The 26,274-nt window shown below is 42.1% G+C and carries 20 protein-coding genes and 1 pseudogene; 10 read left to right on the forward strand and 11 right to left on the reverse strand.

Annotated features, from left to right (window positions below; all coding sequences use genetic code 11):
- Positions 1 to 106 precede the first annotated feature (106 nt).
- A complete protein-coding gene (locus AC4II3_RS01970) occupies positions 107 to 1,459 on the reverse strand; it encodes a TldD/PmbA family protein (protein ID WP_488006927.1) in 1,353 nt (450 codons plus the stop codon).
- A gap of 99 nt (positions 1,460 to 1,558) precedes the next feature.
- On the opposite strand from AC4II3_RS01970, the gene AC4II3_RS01975 reads away from it, so the two are divergent.
- Positions 1,559 to 2,950 carry a tetratricopeptide repeat protein gene (locus AC4II3_RS01975; RefSeq protein ID WP_488006929.1) on the forward strand — a complete coding sequence of 464 codons (1,392 nt, stop codon included), beginning with the start codon at positions 1,559 to 1,561 and terminating at the stop codon, positions 2,948 to 2,950.
- On the opposite strand, the gene AC4II3_RS01980 is transcribed toward AC4II3_RS01975, so the two are convergent.
- On the reverse strand, positions 2,947 to 3,642 hold the full coding sequence (locus AC4II3_RS01980; protein ID WP_293082200.1) for a potassium channel family protein: 696 nt from the start codon (positions 3,640 to 3,642) through the stop codon (positions 2,947 to 2,949). The genes AC4II3_RS01975 and AC4II3_RS01980 overlap by 4 nt on opposite strands.
- Before the next feature lie 116 nt (positions 3,643 to 3,758).
- A complete protein-coding gene (locus tag AC4II3_RS01985) occupies positions 3,759 to 5,093 on the reverse strand; it encodes a TrkH family potassium uptake protein (RefSeq protein WP_488006931.1) in 1,335 nt (444 codons plus the stop codon).
- 180 nt (positions 5,094 to 5,273) lie between these two features.
- On the opposite strand from AC4II3_RS01985, the gene AC4II3_RS01990 reads away from it, so the two are divergent.
- The 4 genes from AC4II3_RS01990 (at position 5,274) to AC4II3_RS02005 (ending at position 9,104) form a co-directional block, all read left to right on the forward strand.
- On the forward strand, positions 5,274 to 6,137 hold the full coding sequence (locus tag AC4II3_RS01990; protein WP_488006986.1) for a methyltransferase domain-containing protein: 864 nt from the start codon (positions 5,274 to 5,276) through the stop codon (positions 6,135 to 6,137).
- Positions 6,138 to 6,443: 306 nt separating this feature from the next.
- Positions 6,444 to 7,124: an actin-binding WH2 domain-containing protein gene (locus tag AC4II3_RS01995; RefSeq protein WP_488006933.1), complete on the forward strand. Its 681-nt coding sequence runs from the start codon at positions 6,444 to 6,446 to the stop codon at positions 7,122 to 7,124.
- Positions 7,125 to 7,501: 377 nt separating this feature from the next.
- Entirely contained in the window at positions 7,502 to 8,182 is a 681-nt protein-coding gene (locus AC4II3_RS02000) for an actin-binding WH2 domain-containing protein (protein WP_488006935.1), read from the forward strand.
- A gap of 205 nt (positions 8,183 to 8,387) precedes the next feature.
- Positions 8,388 to 9,104 (forward strand): hypothetical protein, encoded by a 717-nt coding sequence (locus AC4II3_RS02005; protein WP_488006937.1) that lies wholly within the window; start codon positions 8,388 to 8,390, stop codon positions 9,102 to 9,104.
- Positions 9,105 to 9,256: 152 nt separating this feature from the next.
- Here the strand turns inward: AC4II3_RS02005 and AC4II3_RS02010 are convergent, their stop codons facing one another.
- The 5 genes and pseudogenes from AC4II3_RS02010 to AC4II3_RS02030 all read right to left on the reverse strand — a co-directional run bounded on the left by AC4II3_RS02010 (position 9,257) and on the right by AC4II3_RS02030 (position 15,245).
- Positions 9,257 to 10,657: a reverse transcriptase family protein gene (locus AC4II3_RS02010; RefSeq protein WP_488006939.1), complete on the reverse strand. Its 1,401-nt coding sequence runs from the start codon at positions 10,655 to 10,657 to the stop codon at positions 9,257 to 9,259.
- A gap of 754 nt (positions 10,658 to 11,411) precedes the next feature.
- Positions 11,412 to 12,818, reverse strand: coding sequence for a hypothetical protein (locus AC4II3_RS02015; protein ID WP_488006941.1), 1,407 nt, complete (start codon positions 12,816 to 12,818; stop codon positions 11,412 to 11,414).
- A gap of 1,198 nt (positions 12,819 to 14,016) precedes the next feature.
- A complete protein-coding gene (locus AC4II3_RS02020; protein WP_293087194.1) occupies positions 14,017 to 14,358 on the reverse strand; it encodes a XisI protein in 342 nt (113 codons plus the stop codon).
- A pseudogene (locus tag AC4II3_RS02025) lies at positions 14,346 to 14,811 on the reverse strand (XisH family protein). The gene AC4II3_RS02020 and the pseudogene AC4II3_RS02025 overlap by 13 nt, the downstream one beginning before the upstream one ends.
- A 236-nt stretch (positions 14,812 to 15,047) precedes the next feature.
- Positions 15,048 to 15,245 carry a hypothetical protein gene (locus AC4II3_RS02030; RefSeq protein ID WP_488006944.1) on the reverse strand — a complete coding sequence of 66 codons (198 nt, stop codon included), beginning with the start codon at positions 15,243 to 15,245 and terminating at the stop codon, positions 15,048 to 15,050.
- A gap of 398 nt (positions 15,246 to 15,643) precedes the next feature.
- Here AC4II3_RS02030 and AC4II3_RS02035 point away from each other — a divergent pair, with 398 nt between their 5' ends.
- Both AC4II3_RS02035 and AC4II3_RS02040 read left to right on the forward strand, forming a co-directional pair.
- The gene (locus AC4II3_RS02035; protein ID WP_488006946.1) at positions 15,644 to 17,389 is read left to right on the forward strand and encodes an esterase/lipase family protein; all 1,746 of its coding nucleotides are present in this window, start codon (positions 15,644 to 15,646) and stop codon (positions 17,387 to 17,389) included.
- 133 nt (positions 17,390 to 17,522) lie between these two features.
- Entirely contained in the window at positions 17,523 to 17,891 is a 369-nt protein-coding gene (locus AC4II3_RS02040; RefSeq protein ID WP_070391866.1) for a translation initiation factor, read from the forward strand.
- A gap of 83 nt (positions 17,892 to 17,974) precedes the next feature.
- On the opposite strand, the gene AC4II3_RS02045 is transcribed toward AC4II3_RS02040, so the two are convergent.
- From AC4II3_RS02045 to AC4II3_RS02055, 3 genes are all read right to left on the reverse strand, one after another.
- Positions 17,975 to 18,481: a hypothetical protein gene (locus tag AC4II3_RS02045; RefSeq protein ID WP_293072439.1), complete on the reverse strand. Its 507-nt coding sequence runs from the start codon at positions 18,479 to 18,481 to the stop codon at positions 17,975 to 17,977.
- A gap of 410 nt (positions 18,482 to 18,891) precedes the next feature.
- Positions 18,892 to 20,916: a mechanosensitive ion channel domain-containing protein gene (locus AC4II3_RS02050; protein ID WP_488006949.1), complete on the reverse strand. Its 2,025-nt coding sequence runs from the start codon at positions 20,914 to 20,916 to the stop codon at positions 18,892 to 18,894.
- A 65-nt stretch (positions 20,917 to 20,981) separates the two neighbouring features.
- Positions 20,982 to 21,653 (reverse strand): FHA domain-containing protein, encoded by a 672-nt coding sequence (locus AC4II3_RS02055; RefSeq protein ID WP_488006951.1) that lies wholly within the window; start codon positions 21,651 to 21,653, stop codon positions 20,982 to 20,984.
- Positions 21,654 to 21,859: 206 nt separating this feature from the next.
- Here AC4II3_RS02055 and AC4II3_RS02060 point away from each other — a divergent pair, with 206 nt between their 5' ends.
- From AC4II3_RS02060 to AC4II3_RS02070, 3 genes are all read left to right on the forward strand, one after another.
- Positions 21,860 to 22,777 (forward strand): branched-chain amino acid transaminase, encoded by a 918-nt coding sequence (locus AC4II3_RS02060; RefSeq protein WP_488006953.1) that lies wholly within the window; start codon positions 21,860 to 21,862, stop codon positions 22,775 to 22,777.
- Positions 22,778 to 22,851: 74 nt separating this feature from the next.
- The gene (locus tag AC4II3_RS02065) at positions 22,852 to 24,684 is read left to right on the forward strand and encodes a tetratricopeptide repeat protein (protein ID WP_488006955.1); all 1,833 of its coding nucleotides are present in this window, start codon (positions 22,852 to 22,854) and stop codon (positions 24,682 to 24,684) included.
- 308 nt (positions 24,685 to 24,992) lie between these two features.
- Positions 24,993 to 26,225 (forward strand): glycosyltransferase family 39 protein, encoded by a 1,233-nt coding sequence (locus AC4II3_RS02070; protein ID WP_488006957.1) that lies wholly within the window; start codon positions 24,993 to 24,995, stop codon positions 26,223 to 26,225.
- Positions 26,226 to 26,274 lie beyond the last annotated feature (49 nt).

Here is a 26,274-nt window from a genome sequence, read left to right on the forward strand (position 1 = left end):
GGCAAAAGGCAAAAGGCAAAAGGCAAAAGGCAAAAGGCAAAAGGCAAAAGGCAAAGTTTTCATATTTGAGCTTTCACATTTCACATTTCATCCTTCATGATTTGGCTCAAATGCTGTCAGTGATACTATCAAAGTTCAATGCCTTCACCCTAACTCCTGGAACTACTATATTACCATAGCGCTGTACTTTGCTTAGGGCATCGACTTCTTTTAACATTTGGGGCAGGCTTTGGTTAAAACGCAGGTTTTTAATCGGGTAGGCAATCTGACCGTCTTCAATCCAGAATGTGCCGTCACGGGTCATCCCTGTGACTTCTAGGGTTTTGGGATTGACATAGCGCACATACCAAGCACGGCTTACCAAAATACCTCGCTCTGTCTGGGCAATCAGGTCAGCTAGACTTTGGCTAGAACCGGACATGACAATGGGAAACAATAGTCCGGTTGGATCTTTGCCTTTCTGAGCTGCCCAATAGCGGCTATAGTAAAGAATTTGGGGAATACCATCCTTAATCACCTCAGTGTAGCGATTACTCAACCCATCCCGAAAGCAAGTGCCTAATTGGAGTAGGGGATGAGCAGGGTGGCGTTGTACCTGCACTATAGGGCTAAACATTGGCTGACCCAAGCGGTTACCAGTGGGGTTACCGGTTTGATCACTATGGGACATAAAGGAACGTCCTTCATCCGCTGCCCGAGCATCCATATTCCAGATTACCCAAGACAGCAATTCCGCAAAGGCAGCACCATCAAATATGACTGGGTAGGTACCTGGATTGACCTGACGGGGGTGACGTGAGGCTAAGGCTCGTTCAATTAGACCTGTTATTGATGACTTTTCTAAAATCGGTAACTGTTCTATGGCAAAGGCGGTGCTATGACTCCAACTGGAACCATCGTCTATACGGGCTGTCACGCTACAATCTGCTTCTGTACCTTGGTCTAAGGCTCGTAACCCTTGGGAGTTCCCCACAACTCGTAAAAAAGCTTGAGTACTAAGCTTACCCGACCCTTCGACTCCTGCCTTAGCAGTTAAGGAACATACTTCCTTGACTCTTTCTCCCCGTTCCAAGGGGGAAAGGTTAGCTGTGGATTGATCGAAGGCTGGGGTGCGTTGCTCATAATCCTGGGCTTCGAGTAGGGGTACCCATTCAGGATCTTCTGGGGCAATGCGAGCCAGTTGTTCTGAACGTTGGATAGTTTGGGCTATTGCCTCTGGGTCTAGTTCTGTTGTGGTAGCAGAGGCACAACGCTTACCGAAATAACTGGTAATGGTAAGTTGGCAGCGTTGGCGGCTGATATTCTGGGTAATCTGATTTTCCGAGAAGCGGCTCAGAAATTCGTCACCAAGGCTGAGACTGACGAATACCCCTTCTGCTTGGGATTGGGCAATGACTGAATCGACTAGGGATAGGGTTTGATCTTTGCGATCGCATATCGGAGCAGCAGCTAGGGTCATTTCCTGTGGGGATGGGCTTGATAAGCAGCTAATTATTCTAGTAAAAAAATATTATCCTGTAGTATACCAAAAATGTCTCAGCATATAGGAAAAGGGTGAATGAAAACGATACCGCTGCTAGCTGCCACTATCATCAGTTTTGGTTTGACAAGTGTTGGTCAAGCTCAAGGTAAAGAGATTCCTGAGTATAAAGGAACCAAGCAGTTGATGGAAGGTCCATACTCCAATAACCTGGATGCGGCTTCATACTTTCAAGTTGGGGTAAAACTGTACGGACGTCGGGACTTTCCTGGGGCAGAGCGTGCTTTTCGTAAAGCCCTTGAGTTCGACCCCTATATGGCCATGGGACGTTATTTGTTGGCGAATACGTATTTGCAGCAGGGTAAGAACCAGCTGGCATTGGAACAATACCAAATTGCTATTGCCCTTGACCCAACCTTGTCACAAGCTTATTACAACTTAGGCATTGCTTTTTACAAGGAAGGGGCACCCGATAGTGCGATCGCTGCTTATCGACAGGCGTTGTCTTTCAATCCTGAATCAGCCAATATTTATTATAACTTAGGGTTAGCCCTGGAATCTCAGGGTGATCAAGAAGAGGCGATCGAACACTACCAAGCCACCATTCGCCTAGACCCAGATTATGGTAAAGCTTACTATAACATGGGACTGATATTAGTCGATCAAGACCAGATTGGACCAGCAACTACTGCACTCAGACAAGCAGTTCGCACTCAACCTAAATTGGAGAAAGCACACTACCAGTTGGGACTATTACTGGTGGAGCAAGGGGAAAAGTCAGCGGCGGAGGAATCCTTTAGGGAAGCAGTTAAGGTTGACCCGAACTTGGCTCCGGCTCAGTATCAATTAGCGGTAATTTTGTTTGAGAAAGGGGAGTTGGCGGAAGCGATTACTCGGTTTCGCTTGGTGACGGAACTGGAACCGGAAAATGTGGATGCTTACCGACAGCTAGGGGCAGCACTGACAGCGAATGGTGAGTACGCCGAAGCAGTAACCACACTCAAATTAGCTGTGCAACTGGATCCTTACCACGCCTTGACCCACTACAACCTTGGTGTTGCTCTACAACAGCAAGAACAGTATGAGGAAGCCATGGCTGAATATCAGCAAGCTCTTAGCCTGTCTCCGGCATTAGCAGAAGGTCATTACAACTTGGGTGTAGTCTTAGAAAAGTCTCAACAGCGAGAGGAAGCTCTCTCTTCTTTGGTCAAAGCTAGAGAGTTATTCGCTTTTGCTGGTAATGAGGAGAAGGTAACGGAGGTTGATGAGTACATCATGCAACTAGAACCAGAAGCTTCTTTGGTTGATACTCAAGAAACTCCTGAGGTAGACTCTCCTGGAATTCCACAGATGAAGTCTCCTGAAACTCTGGAGGTAGAATCCCAAGAAACTCCTAAGTTAGAGTCCACTGACACCGAAGAGATGGAACCGGAAAAGTCTGAACCAGAAAGAGGAATTCCTAAGCTTTAGATCGGTAAGCGGTCAATATCGGCGTTGGAGCCAATGATAACCATAACCATATCTTTGTACAGCGGTTCATTAGGGTCAGGGTTAATCTCAAATTCAGCATCTCCCTTGATAGCCAGGACAGTCAAGCCATAGCGGTTGCGCAATTCCAGTTCCATAATGGTTTTGCCATCAAATTTTTCTGGCACTATGACCTCAACAATACTGTGCTTAGAGTCTAGGTCAAACCATTCCAAAATAGATGGTTTGGTGAGGGAGCGTGCTAAAGCACAACCTGCATCATTCTCAGGAAAAACTACATGATCGGCTCCTACCCGTTTTAAGAGCTTACCATGAACTTCTGAGGAAGCTTTGGCAATGACGTAAGAAACTCCTGCTTCTTTTAAGTTGAGGGTAGTAATAATGCTTTCTTGTAAATAGTTACCGATGGCAATAATTACTGTGTCAAATTCAAAAATACCGGCTTCTTTCAATGCTAATGGTTCTTTTGAATCGAGCTGCACAGCATGGGAAGCTATTTTATCGGTTAACACTTGCGAAACGAGTTTTTCATCAATATCAGTACCCAGAACCTCATAGCCAAGTTGGTATAGTGTGGAACAGACAGCTCGACCAAAACGCCCTAATCCAATAACGGCAAACTGTTTATTCTCTTTGGGTAGGTTACGCAAGAATGTTAAAAATGATAGATTCACTTCGGCCTCCTGTGATAACTGATCTAGTAAGTTTTTACTTATTACTTGTTTCTTTTTAAGTGTTAATTGACATTGGCAATTAGCCATTACCAAGCCAGCATACCTTTTCCATTTGATTATCCCACAAGTAAGTTTTCTTCTGGATAGTTAACTGAACTGGGACGGGGTTCTCCTAGTAGGGATGCCATGAGCAACAAAACTCCAACCCGGCCAATGTACATTGTTCCAATTAAAACTAGCTTTGCCCAGGTAGAAACGTCTTGGGTAATGCCTGTGGAAAGACCGACAGTAGCAAAGGCTGAGACAACTTCAAATAAAATATTAATAAAATCAAGGGTTGGCTCAGCTAGGGAAATTAAAAGTGTTGATAAAATTACTGTAGCGAATGATCCTACTAAGACTCCAATGGCTTTTAAAATTAGTTCAGTTGGTACCTGACGCTTATATAGATAAACGTCTTCTTTTCCTTGTAAAATTGCTTTAGTAGAACTAACTAAAACTCTTACTGTTGTAGTCTTGATGCCACCACCTGTTCCCCCTGGGCTGGCTCCAAAAAACATCATGGTAATGGTAATAAATAACCCGGCTGTGGTCATTTTACCAAGATCAATGGTGTTAAACCCTGCAGTTCTGGTGGTCACTGATTGAAACCACGCTTGGATAAATTTGTCTGATAATGTTGAAGCTCCTAGAGTTTTAGAATTATTAAACTCGATGAACAAAAATGCAATTGTTCCCACTATTAACAAAAATATAGTGGTGCTAGTGACTACTTTAAAATTTAGAGAAAATTCCAAATACTGACGTCGTCTTAGAATGCGATCGCGCAACCAAAGATAAAACTCAAAAATTACCTGTTGACCAATGCCACCGCAGATAATTAGAGTTGTGATCACTAGATTGAGGAGAAGAGATGACTGATAACTTGTTAAACTGTCTGGGAACAGACTAAATCCAGCATTATTCCAAGCACTGATGCTATGAAAAATAGCTAACCAGAGTCCCTGGTATAATCCATAATCGGGAACAAACACTAGTAAAAGTAGAAAAATGCCTGTGATTTCAAAAATTATTGCTGTGGCAATGATCGAACGAATTAATGCTGCACTGTCTTGTAAACCTTGTCTATCTAAGGCTTGTTGAATGGCGATTTTCTGCTTCAATTTGAACTTGCGCCCCAGTAGTAAAATCAGAAATGTGGTGGTGGTCATATAGCCCAAACCGCCAATTTGGAATAGGGCAAGCACAATCAACTGTCCCCAAAATGAAAAATAGGAGCCAGTATCGACAACCACTAGACCAGTAACACAAACAGCAGAGGTTGAGGTGAATAGTGCCACCATGGGGTTAGTCCATGTGCCATCACTAGCAGCAAATGGCATCATTAGCAAAACAGTTCCGATGGCAATTACGGAAAGGAATCCAAGGCAAATGGTTCGGGGAATAGTCATGTCTCATTTGTTATGTGTCTTTGTAATTTGTCTTTGTCATTGTTTATTTGTGATTTGCCATCTGTCAAGACCCTTTTCCCTTAGTAGCGGCTCACCCCGTGCGCCCGTCGAATTGGGTATGGTTTATGGAAGTCATAACCGCTATAGTTGGTGATACGGAACGATGCTACTGGACATAATATGACATTGAGTCTTGAAAAATTGAGTCTTGAAAAACAGATTCAGGAATTTTATGATGCCTCTTCTGGCTTGTGGGAAGCCGTTTGGGGTGAACATATGCACCATGGCTATTATGGCTGGGCGGGCACTGAGAAGAAAAACCGACATCAAGCACAAATTGACTTGATTGACGAATTGCTCTGTTGGGCTGAAGTGGAGCAAGCTAGTACTATTCTGGATGTCGGTTGTGGGATTGGTGGGAGTTCACTTTATTTAGCGCAACAGTTTGAAGCAAATGTTACTGGAATTACCTTAAGTCCAGTTCAAGCATCACGAGGAACTCAACGAGCGCAAGAGGCTGGGTTGGCGACACGGGTTCAGTTTCAGGTTGCTAATGCTTTGGATATGCCTTTTGCTGATGAAACCTTTGATTTTGTCTGGTCGATGGAGAGTGGAGAACATATGCCGGACAAGCAACAGTTTCTTCAGGAATGTTATCGGGTGCTTAAACCTGGGGGAAGGTTTTTAATGGCAACTTGGTGTCATCGTCCGATAACGTTGGCGACGGGACAATTGACAACAGATGAACAGCAGCATTTGGCTGAGATTTATCGGGTTTATTGTTTGCCTTATGTGATTTCTTTGCAGGAGTATGAGGAAATTGCTGGCAATTTGAATTTCCAAACTATTCGCACGGCGGATTGGTCAGATGCGGTTGAACCGTTTTGGGATATTGTGATTGATTCTGCTTTTGAGCCGAAAGCGATTTTTGGGTTGCTTAAAAGTAATTGGAAAATTCTGGAAGCGGCACTGTCGATGGGGTTGATGAGTCGAGGGTATCGCCGGGGGTTGATTCGTTATGGGTTGTTGTCTGGAACCAAGTGAACAGACCAGGTCAAAATTGTAGACCATAGTAACTATAGCAATCCGATCAGCTTTGCTGCGCCTTTGGCGCGGCTTCGCCGAAACGCTTCATCGCGTCGGCTGCACCGAATCGCTATAACCCTTACCCAGCAATAATTTCAGATTTTGCTGATGGAAAAAATGATTGAGTAGGATTGCTATAGGTACTATCACAGCCAGTTCAAACCCATGAGGGGGCTATAGTTTTAGTCCAAATTTTTTGCATAAGTGACATGCTCCTATAGCTAAGTGTATTTTGTAGCTTTAAATTTTAATTAGGAGTAGGTCATGAACCACTTTAGTATAGTGATGGAGTTTTTGGGCGATCGCCAAAGATTCCTGAAGGAGGTTGACCAAGGGATTAAGATTGATATCAAGATTATCTCTTTATTAATTGCTAGCTCAGGATTTTTTGGGATTTATGGTTCAATTATCGGCTCGTTTAGCGGCCCCGTCCAGATTATCTCTTCAGCTATCAAACTCCCGGCTCTATACCTTTTAACGTTGTTAATTTGTTTACCAACTTTATATTTGTATGAGATTAGCTTAGGTTGTAAACGTAGTTTTGGGCAGTACCTAGTTTTGCTTTTGGCGGCGACATCTGTGATTAGTGTGATGCTATTTGGCTTTGCTCCTATCACTTTCTTTTTCCGTCTTTCAATTCATGATTATCAATTTTTTCAGCTCTTAAATCTAGTCATACTTGGCATCACTGGGTTAATTGGTATCAATGTATTTTACCAATGTATGCGATTTATCACTGAGCAAGAAGCTGAAAACAAAAAATATCGCACTAGGCTTCTTAAAGCTTGGTTAGTGCTGTATGGATTTGTTGGTAGCCAATTGGGATGGACTCTCAGACCATTTTTCGGAGATCCTGGGCAACCTTTTGCCGTATTTCGCGACTTAGAGAGTAATTTTTATATGCATGTATTGGAGTTAATTGGTAAAATCTTGGGTTGGGTTTAAGGCTTACTATTGATTTGTTGATTCGTTATGGGTTGTTGTATGGGAGCAAGTGAGGATTGTAACGGAAATCATTTGCTGATCCTTTGAGTTATCAAAATCAGTTGTTTATGACCTGAATCTAATGATTGCCATGGGATCATCCCATGATAATTAGGAATTTATTTGGCGTACAGGATATCAAATCCCTTGAAGTAAGTATATAACAGTGAGCTAGTTGCCAATGGCAATTTGGCATGGGAAATGGTAAATCCATCGATTATTGTGGTAAGCACTAGTTCTAGTAAAGATTAGTGCTATATTACTAGATTTTATCCTAGGTGGCTGAATGTGTGAGGTGGCTGTATCTTGTAGCTTTAAATTTTAATTAGGAGTAGGTCATGAACCACTTTACTATAGTGATGGAGTTTTTGCGCGATCGCAAAAGATTCCTGAAAGAGGTTGACAAAGGAATTAGGATTGATATCAAGATTATCTCTTTATTAATTGCCAGCTCGGCCTTTTTTGGAATTTATGGTGCAATTATCGGCTCCTTTAGTAGCCCCCTCCAGATTATCTCTTCAGCTATCAAACTCCCGGCGCTATACCTCTTAACGTTGTTAATTTGTTTACCGACTTTATATTTTTATGAGATTAGCTCAGGCTCTAAACGTAGTTTTGGGCAGTACCTAGCTTTGCTTTTGGCGGCGACATCTGTGATTAGTGTGATGCTATTTGGCTTTGCTCCTATCACTCTCTTTTTTCGTCTATCAATTAATGATTATCATTTTTTTCTGCTCTTAAATATAGTCATCTTTGGGATCACTGGCTTAATTGGAGTCAATGTGTTTTACCAATGCATGGGATTTATCACTGAGCAAGAAGCTGAAGAAAACAAATATCCCACTAGGATTCTTAAACCTTGGTTAGTGCTTTATGCATTTGTTGGTAGCCAATTGGGATGGACCCTCAGACCATTTTTCGGAACTCCTGGGGAACCTTTTGCCCTATTTCGTGAGTTAGAGAGTAATTTTTATATGCAACTGTTGAAGTTAATTGGTAAAATCCTGGGTTGGGGTTAAGGCTTACTATTGATTTGCTGTTTTGAAGCCACACTTGTGGCAGGTATAGCGCTGCCCGCAGCGCTATTTATTCTATCGATAACGGATGGGATTGCTTGGGTGGGAGTAAGAGGCGTTGATTTATTCGCGGTGTGGTTTTAACTACTGGTGGGTGATGGGAATTGGTGCAAGATATCAGAAAATGGTGTAACAGGAGCGAGATGATATGTCATCAAATTTAGGCAATTTACAGATTACGTCAGAGGATATCAGAAACCTGGTAGATCTTAATTTTGCTAAGCTTGTGGCTATTGATTTTTGTCGGGGGTTTATCTTTAAGAAGCCTAAGCATATGTTATCGGTTCTGTTAACTGAGATATTTATATTGGGTCTGAGTTTAATTTTCTTTTTGCCTCCAATCCTGATTTTTATGAAAAATTCAGGCAATTTGCCTGAAGACCAGGCTGGGATAACTGGGCTATTTACTATACTGGTGGGATTGTTTGTGTCAGGGATAGTGATTGGTAATGTATATCTTTATAAACAAGGAAAGCGAATTAAGTCTTTGGTTAGGTTAATGGATCAGGTTGATAACTATAATGGTGTGATTAAAGCGATTGAGTTAGCTGAACGAATAGAGGCAATTGAGGGTTCAGGTACTGAGTCTAAACAATCTGAAAGCCGGAGAAAAGTTATTGAATCTCTAGCTATTACTAAACAAAGTTTAGTGAATGCTTTACAAGTGGAAAATTTAATCAGAAGTCATAATAATTTAATTGACAGTCGCCAGGTATTTTTGAGCAATCTTGATGATAATTTGACTACTTTGATGGCTTTTGAACTGAGTGACGAAACTGGTGAATATGGTCGCTTACTTAATCAGTCTATTCAGATTGGGATGAGTGTACATAAGGAGGTAATAAATTTACAAGGTAAGCGGTAAGTTGTTCGGGTACCGTGGCCTTTTGGCCAAGGTTGTCGGTCAGAATGCAGAATTAATAATGCAGAATGCAGAATGTAGAATTCTTAATTCTTAATTCTTAATTCTTAATTCTTAATTCAAAAATAAGGTAAGCTGAGACCTAATGGGAATTTTTATAACCATTTGTCTTTGATGCGTTGGATTTGTGCTTGAAACGGGGCTGCTTTTTCGGGATTGACCATGGCGATGAAGTTGACGTAGCCTTGAATGGCTGCCATTACATTACTGGAGTTTCCCCAGTGTTTGCTGTCTGGACCGTCTTTTTCGATTTGATAAAGGGTAGCACGGAAGCGTTTTAATTGTTTTCTGGAAATATTGAGATGGTCGTTAACTACAATTCCTGTTACTTCTTGCTGCTGGGATTTCCTTAGGATTCGGGTCTTTTGTTGATTGATAGTAAACCCTTCGTGAGCTACTACGGAGCTGGTGCGTTTTAAGAGTTTACCGATAAAGCGGAGGCTCTCACCGGAGCCGGAGAAGGTGAGATCATCGGCATAGCGGGTGTAAATAAAGCCTAAGTCTGTGGCTAGTTTGGTTAGTCGGTGGTCTAAACGACGGCACAATATGTTGGTAATGGCTGGTGAAGCAGGGGACCCTTGGGGGAGGTGGCGATCGCTTGTGGCTACGTAGTAGGTTTTGCTATCTAGTTCGACTTCTTGGATGTCGGCTTCTGTACAGAGTAATCCAAATACTGTTGCTACTGCTTCTGAATAACCGAATGACCGGAAAAGTCCTTTGACTCGTGGGTAGGAAATGGATGGGAAGAAATTTTTTAGGTCAATGTTGATAATCACATCAGCACCAACATGAGGCTGGGCGTTGGTTACTATGGAGCGATCGCGTCGAAAGCCGTGAGCTGCATTGTCTAGTTCTAGTTTTTCTAGTATGTTGCTGAGAATCCAGTGTTGTGCTTGTTTTAGTTTTGGTTTGGGTGCGGAAATTAATCGCTCTCCACCGGTTTTTTTGGGAATCTTGAAACGAATGTAGTGAGATATGGTGGCGGTTTTGCGATTAAATGCGAGAAACCTTAGCTGTCCTAGGGTAATCCCCATGGCTTTAGCAATGTCTTGGGCTGTGCTAAGCAGGGGTAATTTATAGGTTTCTAATCGAATGCGATCGCTTTCGGTATGGTTTAGACCTGGGGATACTTCCTCACCGAGATAGAGTATTTCCTTTTGCTGGCGTATAGTCCACGCTTGGGCACGTTCGAGCCGTTGTTGTTCCCGTCTTTCTTTGGTTTCCTGACGCTTAAGCCTAGACTGGGCTAACCGTTCTTTTAACAACCGCTTACGGACTGCTTGTTCGTTTTGTAGTTTCTGACTTTCTTGGCGCAGTTGGGCTAGTTCTCGCTGGAGTTCTCCCCGCCGTCGAATTTCATCAGCTGGATCTTCTGGCATCTCACCTTCTGCTGGCCAAAATCCGTAGCGAATCATTTCTTCGAGGACGAATTCTTCTTTACCTATTTCGCGGATGCGATCGTAGAGTTCCTGACGGGTAAGGGGTTGGTCTGACATGGGAACTATTTTTTAGTTTTTAGGTTGGTTGTTCGCGTAGCGTGGCCTAAAGGGCTAATCGCGCAAGCGTGGCCAAAAGGCCAAAAGGCCAAGGTTGTTTGTTATGGCGCTATGCCCAGGGAATAGGGAACAGCGGATCACCGGAACAAAGAAGAGGCAAGAGGCAAGAGGCAAGAGGCAAGAGATAAAAAATCTTGTGTACCTCATTAGGCTAGAAACCGCTATACATTTTTTACCATTGTCTTGATGAAGTTGCTGATGGGGGAAACTTCCTTTGGTGGCACCGGTACAGGCAGTTATGGGTGAGTGTCAACTTCGCTTTTTCAATTTTAGCTGCTGGCACAAGACTGTTCCAAGGTGATACACAGAGCGGTAAGGGTCAGCCCTTTGTATACATCACAGCACAGTCAGTTTTGACTAATGTTGCCAGATTTTCAGTTTCAGATATACTCCCAATCCCGTTATATGCGTCTTGACAGGCCACGGTAAGCACCAGAATCAATAAGCCTATATTTATTGATAAAAAAACCGCGTCATTCTCAACAACTTAACCCTCTTGGGAATAAAGTTCTAGGAGATTATAGGGATTTCTAGCCATGATCAACCGATATCTAATCAATGCACATTATGGACATTTTTTCTGGCGCTTACCCTGAACCCCACCACCTTCCTTAACTGCTTCAGAACAGCTCTTTCCAATTTTGATAATTATTGTGTAAACGCTATAAGCCTTATAAAATAACCCAATTATTAGTCAGATTTTGTCAAAAAGTGAGGAATCGTAATTAGCAATTTTTTCTTCAAGTTTTTCTATGTTGTTCCAATGTCTATCTCGTTTTTTTTCAATAAAGTTCTTCCAGGATTTTATAGTTTTAGGGAAATTAGCAATTGTTTGATCAAATACATAAATCAGTGTGTCAGTGGTGTCAATTAATTGATCATATTGATTATCTTCTTGTTGGATCACTGCTCCTTCTAGTAAATCGTTAATATCCTCCTCTTTAAGGAAATCTATTATTCGCTCAATTAATACAGCATTAATTCTCCCTTGATGATAGCTAGTTGATTGGCAATATAAATTTATATTATGTTTTATGATTTTTTTAATAAATTTTTCTATTCTTTTTATTCTATCAGTGTTTAAACCAACTATTAAGCTGATCAAGTGCTTATACTGTTCTTTATCAACAGACAATGATTCTAAATCTTTTGATAACTCCTCTTCTAATTCAGGTAAGATATGTAATACACGAATTTTTTCCTCATTTGTTGCACTTTCTTTAATAAAATTTTTGAATTTTCCTTTAAAATAGTCTGGAGAATCATTCCATAAACTTTCTGCTATATTAAATAGTTCTACTATAAACTTATACCTCTCTTCTTTCGCCTTCTCAAAAATGGATGCTATTGCCTTCTTATCAATTGACTCAAAATCGCCTCGATTTTCATTAATTAGTAGATTAAATACTAAAATATATCTATTAATAAATTCTGGGTTATTGGGCTCAAGATATAAAATTTTTTTTAAACAAAATTTAAAGAGGTTTACTCGATACTTGTTTGATGTGGATAATATATGTCGATTTTTTAAGGCTTTACTTACATCTTCTAACTTATTTGGGAAATAACCACTAGTTTCAACATCACGCTCTAATGCATGTATAGCTGCCTTACCAATAATAGGAGGTTGACTGAATAAAACATCCACTGCCGTCCTAATGTGTGAACGAGTCAATTCAGGTGATGGCTGAAATAGAAAACCATCACTATCTAATACAGGATGAGCGCAGCGGTGTCGATCTTGCTGAATCCTCTCAAGATGCTCATACTCAGTTGGGGTAAACATTTTAATTTCTTTATAGCCCTCTTCTAAAATTTTTCTTTCCCAAGCACTAACCTGCTTCTTGTCGGTATATCCACGAATTTTATTAATCTCTTTCATGCACTTTTTTGCTGCTGGGTCACCATACTGTTCATCCAGGTATCGCACCTTTTGGTAGAGGTCATAAACCACAGCAGTCCAAATAGACACAATGGCAGATCGATAAGCTCCTACAGAATAAGAAGCAATAGATTCTTCCACATAAGCCCGGACAGTTTGATCATGAACATTTAAAGTAAGAGCTTCTAAGTCCGCAAGCTGACTATATTTCTTGATCATATTACCTTTACTAAATCATTTATCTTGATGGTATCCACAATTTAAGTTTGTATTTGCTGTATTATCTCAAAAATTATATTCATTGGATATTCCTATTCAAGTTTTAGCAATAACTTTTAAGCCTTCACCTTATAGAGTTTGATTAACGTGAGTGGGAGCGAAAAGCCCATTATTTCGTTGAGCAGCCCAAAATTAATGGTTTGATCGAACTCACGTTTTATGAGAAGCAACATTGTCTATAAAATAAAGATAGGTATCAAATGAGATAAAACCCTGACTGCTTGACAGAAGTACTAGAAAGCCTACAAGAAGCGCATCTTTAAAACCTCAGCTTATGCCCACATTCGGACTAGGATTCGTTGGTGTTCGCCTAGGGTTGGCAAAGCCCGAATCGCTACCGACAATCCAAGGTCTATCGATATCTTCAAGTTTCTGCCGGAGCACTCTTGGTGCTGGAAGGTTTTGAGTCAAAAAGGGTAGAGTGGCATGAGAAGCTAGAGTTACGATTAAAATAGCGTTTTCTGATTTTAAACTCTACCGGTTTCTATAGTCAACTATTAGACCTCCTGCATCAATATAGTAACTAGGGTAAGCTGATGTAATTTGGTATAAATTGTAACTTAAAAAAATCTAATTAAACCAATTTTTCTTAAAATTGGAAAAAGTTGAGTTCAAACTCAGTACATTTGTTCTACTCAATCCCTGAACTTCCAACGTATTTTGAGCAAGAAAGAATAAACTGTTGTGATTGCCATTAGCATTTTTCAGATTTCTCAAATCACATTCTCAATCATTTGGGGATTATTGATAATGTAGGGCACTTATTGACATTAACTCAGCAGATTTTAGGTAAAAAACACTATAAAAAAACTTTTATCTGTAGTTTGTAATACGAAGTTAGATCAGCTTACCCTGCTTGATAACCTGGGATGGCCTAATCAGCATAGCACTAATCACCATAGAACCTGGTTGACTGACAAATTTTGCTTCCTAGGTTAGGTTGAACATAGTGAAACCAAACTCTGGCCAGGGTTTTGTTGAGTTTCGCTACCCCTCAACCGCTCCCTAGGTAAAATCAATGGTTTTAGCAGTTTGGTCTGTCAATCAGGCGATCGCTGTCTGTAAAGTTTTGTCAGTCAACCAGGAGCAGCCCTTGCACGTAATAAAGTCGCAAACCGCTAAATAGGGTATCAAAGTTTTAACCAACTGCATAACGGGTAAATTGGCGCTTAAAAGCGGAATGAAAACCTAAAACGATATCAGAAGTGGGCACACCCATTTCCACCAACCTCTCAGCAACCGAGTCTTCAGTCCCGTTATATTGAATCCAGATTTTGCCATCAATAATATCAAAGTGCATCACAGGACCAAATACCCGCTTATCTCCTTGCCAACCCACATAAGCCAATTGATAATGGTCGTGTTCCCTATCAAATATTAGCTCGGCTTTGACCGTATCCCTATCAGTAGGGGTTGCTATTTGGGAGTGTTCAGTTAAAATATGCTTTACAAATTGCCGATATTGCTCTATTTTATCCATTGCTTAATCTCCTCTAATTTTGGATCGTAAATCATCAACTTGACTTGGTAACGTGTCAGAGCGCGTTGGATGAAAGAAAGCTTAAAAAAATCTTGATAAGTTTCATAAGGAATAGCCAAATAAACAATTCGCTCTGCTTCAAGTTCTTCAAGAGCCTGACAATAATTAAGATATTGCCCTAACGCCGTATGAAATGTGCTGATATCTGAGTCGCCAATAAAGCTTTTGATTTCTACAGCAATTTTTGAGGTGCGACCCAAGGGCGATTTACTCGCCCATTGGAAAGCGCACCTATTCGGAATCTCGTTCAGCTGCGATTGCGATTTCTGCCGCTAAATCAATTTGTAATTTTACTGCCTCGCCAATCCGAATCGTGAGAGGATCATGAGTGATATTCCATCCGTCTTTGATCAAAGCATTTTTAACCTGTTGATGGAAAACGTCTTTTGCCATTTTGGATGTTTTTCATCCTCATTTTCATTTATTTAATTCTATCATCTACGGCATTGTCATTAGCTGTTGCGCATTTAAATTGGATATTATTCAGTATCTTGATGTAAAGCGCGAGTGGTTTTGGGCTGGTTGATTGACCGAAAATCTGCCAAAGCCAATGGCAGTAAACTTATGCATCGAGTCCGTTTCACCTTTAATTACGACCCTGACCCAGCCATGACCTGCCGCAAACAACATCAGGTGCGACTCGTGGCGAATTTAATTATTAATGCGGAAAGCGCACCTAAGTTTTTGTAGTCAACTTTAGCATCCATGCCTCTTGCCAATGCCATTGCGGGTAGCGCCTCACGGGGTGACAACCTGGAATGGCGAGCGTGGGCATAGGCATGATCACCATAAAACACAGACAAGCAAAATATAAATAGCACAATCAAGATTTTTTTCAGTTGTTTGATAGCTACAACAGCTAGTGTAAAAATTTATTCTTGAGCGATGCTAATGTAATCACAACTATTATCACAAGTAGTTTATGATCAAAAAAAATCACTCTATTTTAATGTCCATCAGGAAATGATTGACTTTGTCCTACCTGTTGATTGAAAGGCTAAGCAGTGGATACATAAACCAATTTATCCTCAAACTTACTTAAAAATTAATTAGTCTGACTCGAAGCTCCTGACTCGAAGCTCCTGAATTAGAGGATAGTTGGTTATGTCGAACTGAGGTGATTTTAAATTATTAATTTTTAATTGACGAAAAACACTGATGGTCTATAGATAAATCAGCAGCTAAGATCGATGAATTAACATTCCAGATACAATAGGAGATGACAATGTCTGTACCTACCCGTACTCATTTACCAATTATCCTAATTCGTGGGTTTGGCGGTCTCAATATTGAAGAGGAACAGCGCTTAACCTATCAGGGCTTTAACCAAGGCACCGTCTATGAACACAAAAAGGGAACAAATCAGATTTATGAAGGATTAATCCTGAGTTTTCTCAAGTCAGACTGGCAATACCAGGATGCCACTAACGTCGTGACCTTTAGTAGTCGGGAGATTGAAGATGAACCAACCCTGCCTCGGAAACTAAACTCTTTGCAGAAAATGCTCCAGGATGGCAAACCCCTGCCATCATCACTTCAGTGGTTAAAGGATAATGGTATTTTCGATAAATTTAAGCGCCTCAAAGAAGAAACCTATACTTTAAACTATCCAGACAAAACTGAACAAAAAAGATTTTTTTCAGGGGATAAAGTAGTCATAAACCCCGAGATGTCACAATACTTTTTGGAGTCTATCAAAGAGCCTTGGCGCTCCATTTGGGTATTTCGCTACTATGACCTAAAAGAGCGTAAATTTGACACCTATGGTAATGCATTGGTGCGTCTGATCTACTTAATTCGTGAACTAACCGCAAATCAAGCAGGTATTAAACCTAAGGTTAACATCATCGCCCATTCTATGGGTGGGTTAATCGCTCGTGAAGCAGTTCAAGTCACCTATCCCAGCCTTGGTCTTAAGGCCGAAGACTACATCAATAAAATTATCACTTTGGGCACTCCTCACCAAGGCATTACCTTCCAAATCTTAGAAGATTGGCTGGGGTTTGGGGGAGAACTAGGTGCTCAAGAAGAATTAGAGCGCTTTAATCTAAAAAATCAAACTAAGCTCAACAACCCCTATTCGTTCCAAAATTTTGAGAAACACTTTCCCTTAGAACGACTTTTAACTATTGTTGGCACCAACTATAAGTCTTACAATTTGCGACAAGCCTCCTTTCTCAACCGCGTTTTCTCCCCGAGATATGAGTTTGGTTCTAACTATAACCGTAGTGATGGCTTAGTTAAGCAATTCTCTGCCCAAATTCCTGGGGCACCCCGTACCTTTATCCACAAATCCCACGGTGGTTTCGACTCCGTGATTACTTCCCGGGAAGCATTTGAAGTAGCAACGCGCTTTTTATTTGGGAATGTGCGATCGCGTTTACGTTTTGTCAACGCCCAAATCACTCGGGGTAAGGATTGGTTTGGCAAAAGTGAGTTCTTTCTGGGAGTATCCATTAAACCCCGTCTAGTGGATTTTGAACTGTTCCACCAGAGTGATGCTGCGGAAAACTGCTATGGTCCGTTTATAAAAGAGGATTTGACCGACGAAAAGCCAGCATTTACTTGGGCTGATGGCAAAAATCTGATCTGGGAAGGCTACCTGAATACCATATCAATTCTAGAGGATGAGAGTATCCCAGCACAAGAGAAAGACATGGTCTTACGGCTGGACTTTTACGTCGGTGAACGGGATTTGTTAGGTCTTGGTTTCTCTGACAATGTCATCTTCCGCAAACAATACTATATCCGGGTTCTGATTGCCAAGACACCCATAGAACTCTACCTCCATACCGATGAAAAATTTGCTCAGCCAGATTTTACCGTCAATCCCGCTGATAAGATGAAAGAAGTGGATGGTGCCTGGGAATTTCAAGTGCAAGACACTGGATTTGAAGGGACATTCCAAATCGAAATCGATTGTATTCCTGAACAGGGACATCCAGAACCGTTCCTTTCCGGGATAGGGTAATGGGTAATGGGTAATGGGTAATGGGTAATTGGTAATTGGTAGTTTATGATTACCGATTACCGATTCCCTTAACCCAAAAATTTGATAATATATTAACCTGATTTGTAAATAGATTGATACCTAAATTCAAGCAATGGCTTCATCAAAATCAAAACGCAATGCTTCTGACTCCAAAACCTCTGGCAATCGAATTGCCTACCAGGAATTTGGCACTAGCAATGACGCTGCAGTTGAACGAGGGATTCAGGAACTTCCGCCAAATCAGCAAGATTTGCGGGTACAGGCATCACGGAAAGGACGTAAAGGAAAAACCGTTACAGTAATTAGTGGATTTCAATCATCACCAGAAACCTTAACCAAGTTACTTAAACAGCTCAAAGGCCAATGTGGTAGTGGTGGTACCGTTAAAGATAATACTATTGAAATTCAAGGTAATCATACTGATAAACTAGTGCAAATTATGATTAAACTGGGCTACAAAGCAAAAGTTAGTGGTGGTTAATGAGACAAGATAAAATAAACCTGGATGTTGAAAAACGGATAAACGGATAAACTAATCTTAGGTTATCCGTTTTAATTACTAACTTAAATGACTAGTTTGGTAATCCTTAAAACATCGTGATCGGAACGAAGATAGGGAACTGAGGTACTTCTGAATCCAGTAACAAAGGGTCGATGATACAACTTCCAATAAATGGGACTCAGGTCATGAGCGATCGCTTTTAGGGCTTTGAGTTCTTCTGCTAGTTCCGCTGCCAGTTCATTAATCCGTTCAGCGTGGTCATAAGCTTGTTGTGTGGCTTGTTCTATTTGGTTTTCTAGGGTTAGGGGTTCACTGATAGTAAGTGCTGGCTGTAGCTGCTGCTGTTTTTGTTGCAACTGGGCTTCTAAGGCTGCGATCGCATTATCGATTCCTAGTATCTCTACCGACCGTTGGGCGTTTTCACTGGCTTGACGACGATAGGCTTGAGCGATCGCTTCTGGAGACTGGTCTTCTAAGATAATTTCCTGGCGGGTTAGGGTATCACGTTCAGCACGCAGTGCGGCAATGCTCTGGCGAATTGCGTCAATTTCTGAGTGTATTTGCTCCATTTTTGCCTTTAGCTATGAGTTTTATACTCTTTTTATATTGAACAGTCAACAGCCCTATCCACAAGGGGATGGAGCTTGTCACTAACAGGACTTACGCCATAACTATACCAGTAAGCTGCGTTATTAAGGCACTCTACTATCACTCTTCTGTCACTTTCGGGAAACAAAATCAAAATCGGAATTCTCTAAGCTGTTATTCCGTAATTAGTATGATTTTTTTGAAAAAATAATGGCTAAAAGTGTTGCTTAGCAATACTTTTACAGCATTTTTAATAAGTATCAGGTACACAGTATTTTTTACCTTTTCCCTATTACCTGTTCCCTGTTCCGCTGTAATTTTTTTCGTCTACAAAAATCACGCTCATCAGACGGGTCTGCTGAAACCCCGTCCCTCTAAAGGGTGGGGTAGTTCATTTCTCATCTAAATAAAAACGGTAAAACAAATAATCATCCCGGAAAGGATGATCATCTGCGACATGATGAATAATACCTCGATTAATCAGTATCTGTCCAATAGCCACTGCATCTTCCCGAGTAGAATTACACCGTTTTACCAACCAATCTACGGCTTCTGACCCAACAAAACAGCATCCATAGCTATTGAGACGATAGCGACGGTCTTTAATATCCAACGCTTCTGGTTGACGCATTTCTTCGACCAAGGTTTCAATGTCTAGTGTTACCATATCCTCTTGCAAAGGAGCCGTAGGGTAAGAGTCTAGATCTACCTCATCCATCGGCTCTAGGAAACCTGAAACTAAAGCATCTTGGGTGGGCCGCTCAGACTGATACCCATTAGGAATATAGAGTTGGTTTTCTGGCGGTTTTGGCTGACGCTCCCCCAGCCAAGCCGTGAGCAATTTTTCTAACTGAGGCGATCGCACATGGAGGTCCCGTTGAGGAAATGGTATATGGATATCATGGCGACGCAGACTTTTCTCAATCCGGTAGTTGAGGTCACTCTTGATTTTAGGCTGCCGCTTGGGGTCTCCAGTCCAGACCAACAGCTCAAAGTTGAGGGAACTCTCACCAAATTCCTGAAACCAAACTTGGGGATAGGGCCTCAGTAACACTTCCGGGTGACTCTTCGCAGCTGCCAACAGTGCCTTCTTGACCTGCTCCACATCAGATCCGTAAGCCACTCCTACAGGAATCTTGAGCCGGGAAATCGGGTTACCGTGACTCCAGTTAATCACCTCAGTTTCTAAAAACCGGGCATTGGGCACAATTATTGTCACTTTATCCAAGGTGCAAATTTCTGTACTGCGGGAACCAATGCGCTGCACAGTTCCCACCAAATCGTTGACTTTAATAAAATCCCCCAGTTGAATCGGTCGCTCTAGGGTGATAATTAAGCCACTGATAAAGTTGTTAGCAATATTTTGCACACCGAAGCCAATTCCCACCCCTAAGACACTGGCAAAAATGGTTAGGGAACTCAAATCCAACCCAGAACTTTGCAGTATGATAATCATGCCCAAAAATGTCAGGACATACTGGGTCAGGATCGCAATAACCTCTTGCACCCCTGAATCAGCGCCACTTTTGCCCAAGACGTAACGCCTCAATAGCCTGGTGAGGGCACTAACCACAAACCATAGCACAACGGTTAATACCACCAACAGCAGCACTTGGATAGCAGAATATTTGCTTTCTCCGGAACCAATGACAGGAGACTTGAGGAAGTTTAACAGGTCATAACGCCAACTGCGAACTTGGGGAAATAGGTCACTAATGGTTAAGATCGCTGTAGTCCACAGGATAAGCTGTAAACCTAACAGGGCTGCCCCGAGAAATAATTTGGCTGGGTCGTGCCAAGGGAAAAAAGGCGAAGCCGGATTGCCTAGCCAGGAGGTCAGTTTCCGCAAGGCAACTTGCCTGAAGAAGCGTAACAGCAAGTACAACAGCATTAACAACACCAGGACTATGGCTGTAAACCTTACTGCCTGACGACTATAATCTGGCATCCGCTGTCGTTTGCCCTGCCGGATTGCCCTTTCAATCAGCTTCTCCCATTTCTGGGCTTGCTCAAGAGGATCAGTATCAGGAATTTGATCGGCCTTGGTAATGGTGACCAGAATGCGCTCGGTAAACTTGGTACGAAGAATCCCCTCGTTTTGCCCGACATATTCAATGTCCACATACTTAGGTTTTTGTAGGGATTTCACCTCCCTTGCTAAGCGCTGATTGATCAGATTGGCTCGCTCAGTAGCGCTAAAGTTGCCAGCGTTGCCGACTTGAAATAATTCAATACCATCCACTACCACAGGAGCTTTCTTAGTGCCATTTGCCAAAGATTCCTGTGCTAAGGTAGAGGCTGGTAATAGGGTGAGCAGTAGGGTAAGTACACCTAGCAAAACCAATCCCAAGAAACGCTGAAACCTAACCCTTGGGAAAGGGTTAATGGAAAATCGAACATTCAGAAGAGATTCCATAGGTTACGTTCCATTTAGGTTCTATTTTCGATAACATTAGAATCTCATGGTTAAGATTTAGCTAACTAGCTGTTGACGACTAACCGTTCTAAATGTGTGGAGGAATTGTTTTCCTGGTCTGGCGTTCCCGGTTTTAACCCCTCCAGCAGACCGCTGACCACGGCCCAGGTGCCGACTCCCATTATTAACAGTACCACTAAGCCAATCAACCAAACCACAGGTTTATTATTGGGCAGAGAGTTAGTGACACTTTTCTCTCCTAATAGACTAGTCTGGTCAAAGTTCTGTGCAGTGGCGTTCAGGTCATTTTCCCGTTTCAAGGTCGCTGTAATCTTGTACGGACCAATCCGCAGGGTATCCTTGCTTGAAAAAGGTTGAATACCAGAGCGAATCTTCCGCCCGTTAATAAACGTGCCGTTGGCGCTGCGGTCAGTAATATAGAGTTGGGTATTAGCCACTGTAATCAGGGCGTGATACCGGGAAATTTCCTTGTCAAGAAGTACCAGATGAGACACAGATTGACCTGCTAAGTGTTCTGGCAAATGGTCATTTTCTCGACCAACAGCAATGGGCGGTCTCAGAACAGGTTTCTTTAACTCCCCGGTTTCTGGGTCTTCCCAGGTCAATTGAATATAAATAGGTTCAGCCAAGATTTCACTCCTTGTAACTGGAACATCGTGGATCAGTGCTGAGTAGGTCAGTGGTGAGTGCTGAGTTTTGATTAGCACATTAAGCATTTTTTGTCAACCATACCCACCAATGCTCAGGGGATGACAACAAGGGTGAAAATTAGATAGGGTGTCGGGTGTGGGGTTTTGGGTAGGTCGTGGGTAGGAGCCAGTTGCCCCTTACGGAGTGACAACAAGGCTAAACCCCATTGAGACCATGCTGTCAGCCACTCGTTAAACTGAGGTAAATTAATTTTGAAGCACTGATTTTAACTATGCCTGATTTTTTGCCCATTGCTTACTTTCAGAACAAGTTTGTCCCTTTCGCTGACGCCAAAATCTCCATTGCTACCCATGCCTTGCACTACGGCACTGGAGCTTTTGGCGGATTACGCTGTATCCCTGAGCCGAAAAAGCCACAGCAATGTTTACTGTTTCGGTTAGACCGCCATTGCCAACGCCTAAGTAATAGTGCTCGGTTATTACACTACAATTTACCTGCTGATAAAATCAAGACTATTATCATTGATTTTATAAAACAAAATAAACCAACTACATCGTTTTATATCCGCCCTTTTGTCTACACATCAGATTTAGGAATTTCCCCGAGACTCCATAAGATTGACAAAGACTTTTTTGTGTATGGATTAGAATTAGGAGATTATTTATCTCCTAAGGGAGTTAGCTGTCGGATTAGTTCATGGCATCGACAACAAGACCAAAGTTTACCCTTGAGAGGTAAAATTAGTGGAGCTTATATTACCTCTTCCTTGGCGAAAACTGAAGCAGTAGAGTCTGGCTTTGATGAAGCCATTTTGATGAATTCTGAAGGGAAAGTCTCGGAAGCTTCTGGGATGAATATCTTTATAGTCAGAAATGGGCAGCTGATTACCCCTGGATTCGACCAGGATATCCTGGAAGGAATTACTCGGGATAGTATTCTGACCCTTGCTAAAGACATGGGCTTGCCGACTATACAACGGCCAGTGGATAAATCAGAACTATTTATTGCGGATGAAGTATTTCTGAGTGGGACAGCGGCAAAGATCACCCCAGTTAAACGAATTGAAAACTATCATTTATCTCAAAACAGACCAATAACCGAAAAGCTAAAGGAAATGCTAGCAGCAATTACCGAAAATCGGGAACCGAAATACAAAGACTGGGTGTCTACGGTTAATATTGATAGTTAAATTAAACTCCGGCTTATAGAACCCTCTAAACCTGTAGCGACTTCTGGGATAGCGAGTATAATCAAAGCTAAACCATGAACAATGAACTGCTAAATTCCGCAAAGCCCTTAGGCGGTCGCTACAAAATTATCAGCAAGCTGGGAGCAGGTGGCTTTGGTGAAACGTTTCTGGCACGGGACTTGCACTTGCCAGGAACTCCCCAATGTGTGATTAAACAGCTCAAACCTCAGGTGACGGATCCTGAGTGTTTGGAAATTTCCAAACGCCTATTTGAGCGAGAAGCCCAAGTGCTCTATCAGCTGGGTACCCACGATCAGATCCCCCAGTTGCTGGCGCATTTTGAGGAAAATCACGAGTTTTATCTGGCCCAAGAATTTATTGATGGACAACCGCTCAACAAAGAAATCAGTCAGCCTTGGGAATCAAATCGAGTGATTGCTCTGTTGCAAGACATCCTACAAGTCCTAGTATTTGTCCATGAGCAACGTGTGATCCATCGTGATATCAAACCCCCAAACCTGATCCGCCGCCGCAAGGATAATAGAATTGTGATGATTGATTTTGGGGCAGTTAAGCAAGCTAGCACCCAGATTATCGATCCTGAAACGGGGCAAACCAAAACCATTGCTATTGGCAGTTATGGCTACACCCCCAAAGAACAGTTTGGTGGCAATCCCCGTTTTAGCAGCGATATCTATGCGGTGGGTATGGTAGGTATCCAGGCATTAACGGGAATTCATCCCAAGTTACTAAAAGAAAACTCCGAAACAGGGGAAATTAACTGGCGCGATCGCATCCAAGTTAATACCCAAGTTAACTCAGAATTAGCGGATATCCTGGACTGTATGGTGCGCTATGATTTCCGTGACCGCTACCCGACCGCAGTAGAAGCGTTGGCAGCAGTTCAGAGGCTAACTGCTGCACCAACAATAGCTATGTCTGCTACAGTTCCGGAAGAGACTGTTTCTGTTTCAGCAACATCAGCACAAACCCAGGCCAGATCAGAGATCATCCGAAGATGGTTAACTAAGCCTTGGTTGATGATTACTGTCTTAGCAGGGATGGGTATCGGTATTGCTGTGATCGGTACTAAGACTTTTCTAGTTCCCAAACCTGTCAGTCAAACTGACAACATTACTGACAAGATTAGCGATACCGTTGCGGAAACATCGACTACCAGCTCTGAGTCCAAACCTGCAACCGCAGCGGTAGTTAGCAACACCCCTGAAAGCACTACTACCACCTCAGTCCAAAAAACTATTCCTGAATCGGATACCGAATCAGCGGCAAAATTGCCATCCGACCCGGAAACACAATCAAAGGAAACACAACCAACTGCAATAGAATTAAACAACCAAGGGGATAGCTTGCGGCAAGCAGGAAAGTACCAACAAGCACTGATGACTTACGAAAAAGCGATCGCAAATGACTCAAATTTAGCAGAAGCTCATTGGGGTCGTTGTTATAGCCTGAATTCCTTGGGGCGTACTCAAGAAGGACTGGCTGCCTGCGATCAAGCCCTTGCCCTTAAACCTGACTACCCAGAAGCATTGTGGAGCAAAGGTGCAGCTCTGGAATCCCAAAACACCCCAACAGCCATAACTCTAGCCCTAACTCAATACGAGAAAGCGATCGCTATCAAGCCTGATTTTGCTGACGCTTGGATTAACCGAGGAGTAGCGCTACATAAACTCGGTCGCTACAATGAGGCGATAGATGCTTATAATCGGGCAATTAAACTCAATCCTAATTCTGCGGATGCTTGGAGTAATCTAGGGGCAGCCAAATGGGAGGTTGGTCAATTGGATCAAGCAATCAATGCCATGGAAAAGGCACTTCAAATCCAGCCGAATCACCCCAATGCTAAGAATCTGCGTCAGCAGGCAAGGCAAAAATTAGGCCGTTGATCACTGAGGAAAAATAAATATTTGATAAAGATCAGATATCTAAATAAATATCTGATAAAGATTTTCGGTTTTGGTCTTAGAAACGGGAAAATCTTCTACTATTACGTTTAATTGGTATTAAGCATTAGAGCTGATAGCCCTAGGGATTAAATATAAAAACTTAACACCTAACACCTTATCCTAATTTTCACAACTAAATTCACAGAGTACTAGGATTGCGATGCTCTAAAAGAGCCGCTACGCGAACGCCATCCATAATTTTACTTAAATAATCTTGCTTAACTAATTGTACTTAACTGTGCATCACCATGAAACTGAATACACCAGCACTTGGAATAAGAGCAAATTGGCTCCAGAAGTGGATACCAATCAGCTTAATTTTACTAATCGCTACTGGGTTGTACCTCTATCAACTCGGCACAGAGAGCTTATGGTACGACGAACTATTTAGCATTAACAAAACCCAGAGTGGGATATCACTGCCTCCCAAGAATCTCACACGTCCTTTTTATTTCATGATTCTCTACATTTGGATGCAGTTTAGCACTAGCACCGTTTGGTTGCGTGGGCTATCTGTGATTTTTGGACTAGGCAGTATCTTCCTAATCTACGTGCTGGGTCGTCGCTTAGCTGGAAAGCCAGTTGGCTTGATTGCCGCCCTGTTACTAACCCTCTCGCCTCTGTTTATCAACCATGCCCAAGAGGTAAGGATGTACACCCTAATCCCCTTTTTAAGTTTGGGGGGTACCTTAGCTCTAGCTCATGCCCTTGAAAATCCTAGGTTTGCTGCTATCAACTGGTGGGCTGTCGCCAGGTTTCTAGCCCTTGTGACTACTCCGGTTAGTGTGACCTTGTTTCTGCCAGATCTGGTATTAATTACATGGCAGTTTCGTAATCAAAAGCGCCGATTATTTGCGTTTGGGATCAGGCTGCTGCTGATTGGGAGTTGTTGGCTTCCTTTAGTATCAGCAGTTAATGAGTCTTCCACTAAATTCCTCAAAGGTTGGGTAACACAATACCCAAAACCCAACATTATCTTAATTGTCTCTGAAGTCACCCACTTGACAGCTTTCTGGCCATTGAGACACTTACTAGGGTCAGGCATCAGTGCCAACGACTTGATGAAACAGCTCAATCAGCAGTCTATCATGGAGTGGCTTGTGGAGCATGTGTTAACCTCAAATCTTGTACCTTTGCTCTATTACATGGCATATACGGCCATGGCAATCGGCTTGCTTGCTATAGCTCTATTGAGCAGGCACCCCTCAACAAAACTCTGGTGGATGAAAGTGTGGGCATTATTACCTGCCGGATCTATCTTATTGATATCCTATGTTTCCAGTTCCATATGGAAAGCTCGCTATCTAATATTTGTATCCCCCTATTTCTTAATTCTTCTAGCAGCAGGCTTGATGCAAGTTTGGCGTTGGCAACGTCGGGTGGCTGTTTTAGTAACTCTGATCTACGCCATAGCAGTGGGTAGTGGTCTAGTGCATTACTACACAACCTTGTATCGTATAGCAGGTGGTGCGCCCACTTGAGAATTTATTTATATAGTTTAATTTGTCTATAAATCGTTTACTATTACCG

The sequence above is a fragment of the Moorena sp. genome (genome assembly GCF_982860115.1).